Below are 2,136 nucleotides of genomic sequence, written 5' to 3'. Positions count from 1 at the left end.
GGCAGGAGGGCCCCGGCGCAGGGGACACCCGCGCAGCCCTCGACAGCTTCGCCCCCCCGAGCCGGGCGCGCCCACCGCGCACAGGCCGAGCGCGCGCACCTTCCCGGCGGTCACCAGCTCCGCCATCGCGCCCCACGTCTCCTCGACAGGCACCTCGGGGTCGGCCCGGTGCAGCTGGTACAGGTCGATCACGTCCGTCTGCAACCGCCGCAGCGACGCGTCGCAGGCCCGCCTCACGTAGCCGGGGCGGCCGTTGGCGACGATGTGCTGTTCACCGACGAGCAGCCCCACCTTGGTCGACACGAACGCCTCCGCCCGGCGCTCCCTGAGCACCCGGCCGAGCAGCAGCTCGTTGGTGAACGGCCCGTACATGTCCGCCGTGTCGAGCAGCGTGCACCCCCGATCGAGCGCCGCGTGCACGGTGCGCACGGACTCCTCGCCGCGCCGCCGCGAGCCGGTGTACGCCCAGTTCATCGGCATGCAGCCGAGTCCGATCGCGCCCACCTCGAGCGCCGTCGCCCCGATCGCCCTGCGCGCACCACCTGGCTTCACGTGCCCGTGACCCTCCCTGTCTCGGCCACCCAACCTAACCTCTGCGCGGGGGAGCCTTTGACATAGCCTCCTGCCCATGACTGGTGACACAGGTGACGTGTGGCTGCCCTTCCCGGCCGACGAGGTGCCCGGACTTCCCGAAGGGCTCGACTACCGCTTCTGGAACGGCGGACCGGACTTCCCCGCCGACCCCGCGAACTGCGCGTTCTACGTCGTCCCGTACCTGAAGGGCGCGGAGGTGGCGGTCCGTCCGCTGCCCCGCATGACGTCCCTCGAAGTGGTGCAGACACTCTCCGCGGGCGTCGATCACGTCCAGGGCGGGCTCGGGCACCTGCGGCCGGGGGTGCGGCTGTGCAACGCGCGGGGTGTGCACGACGCCAGCACCGCCGAGCTGGCGCTCACCCTCGTCCTCGCCTCACTGCGCGGCATACCCGACTTCGTGCGCGGCCAGGACGCTCGGGAGTGGCGCAGCGGGTTCCGCCCGGCGCTCGCCGACAAGACCGTCCTGCTGCTCGGCTACGGGGCCATCGGCTCCGCGATCGAGGACCGGCTCACACCGTTCGAGGTCGCGCGGGTGGTGCGCGTCGCACGCTCCGCCCGCACCACGGAGCGCGGCCCCGTGCACCCGCTCACCGATCTGCCGCGCCTGCTGCCCGAGGCCGATGTCGTCGTGGTGGTCACCCCGCTCACCGATCGGACGCGCGGCATGGTCAACGCCGCCTTCCTGGCCAGGCTCAAGGACGGCGCGCTCCTGGTGAACGTGGGCCGTGGCCCCGTCGTCGACACCAAGGCTCTCGTCGCCGAGCTGGAGAGCGGCCGCATCACCGCCGCGCTCGACGTCACCGACCCCGAACCGCTGCCCGCGGGGCACCCGTTGTGGCAGGCTCCGGGAGTGCTCATCTCGCCGCACGTGGGCGGGCCCACGTCGGCGTTCATGCCCCGCGCGAAGCGGCTGCTCGCGGCGCAGTTGGGCCGGTTCGCGGCGGGCGAGCCGCTCGACAACCTGGTTCTGACGACGAGTTGAGGGTGACAGCCGCCCCAGCGGCCGCACGAGCCACGTCGTCTTCCCGCACACCGCCTCGACCTCACTGTCAACTCCCGTGCGGTCGCGCGGTGTTGGGCGGGCACGCTCCGCGCCCGCCCAAACGCGCCGAGTGCCCGCGTCTTCGCTGGTCGTCACGGAGCGTAGAGGACATCTGTCCCTGAGTGACCAGTCTGGTGTATCGTCCCGACTGGGGTAGCGCCGCCACGAGACGCGGCGCGGGGTCCAGTGACGGGACAGTGAGGGGGGCGACGGGCGATGTACGGCCTATGGGCGAACGATCCGACGCGGCGGGACGGCCGACGTCTGGTCCTGCTGGCCTCGCGCGCGCCGATGCGGGGGCTGCGCGGACCGCACGGGCTGCACGGGCGGCGATCCGCCCGCCGCGGGTGTCCCGCCAGGCGGACCGGAACCGGTGGCGGCCCGCGCCGCCATCCCTACGCGGGACACGGCAAGCGCGACGCGGGCGCGGCCCGAAGGACCGAGGGGGCCCGGTGACCGCCCCGCCGACATCGAGTCCCGCGCTCGGCGCCGCCGTGAGA

At 73.6% G+C, this 2,136-nt stretch carries 2 protein-coding genes; one reads left to right on the top strand and one right to left on the bottom strand.

Annotated elements, in window-relative coordinates:
• Window positions 1-585 (bottom strand): aldo/keto reductase (locus OFY01_RS16470; RefSeq protein ID WP_266600597.1); only part of this gene is annotated, 585 nt, incomplete at its 3' end.
• A gap of 43 nt (window positions 586-628) precedes the next feature.
• On the opposite strand from OFY01_RS16470, the gene OFY01_RS16465 reads away from it, so the two are divergent.
• Window positions 629-1,576, top strand: coding sequence for a 2-hydroxyacid dehydrogenase (locus OFY01_RS16465; RefSeq protein WP_266600595.1), 948 nt, complete (start codon window positions 629-631; stop codon window positions 1,574-1,576).
• Window positions 1,577-2,136: the final 560 nt, after the last annotated feature.

Origin of the sequence: Streptomyces beihaiensis (genome assembly GCF_026274175.1) — a bacterium.
GTDB lineage: Bacteria > Actinomycetota > Actinomycetes > Streptomycetales > Streptomycetaceae > Streptomyces > Streptomyces beihaiensis.
Note: the sequence above shows the minus strand (reverse complement) of the source record. Positions and strands in the feature narration are given on the sequence as shown.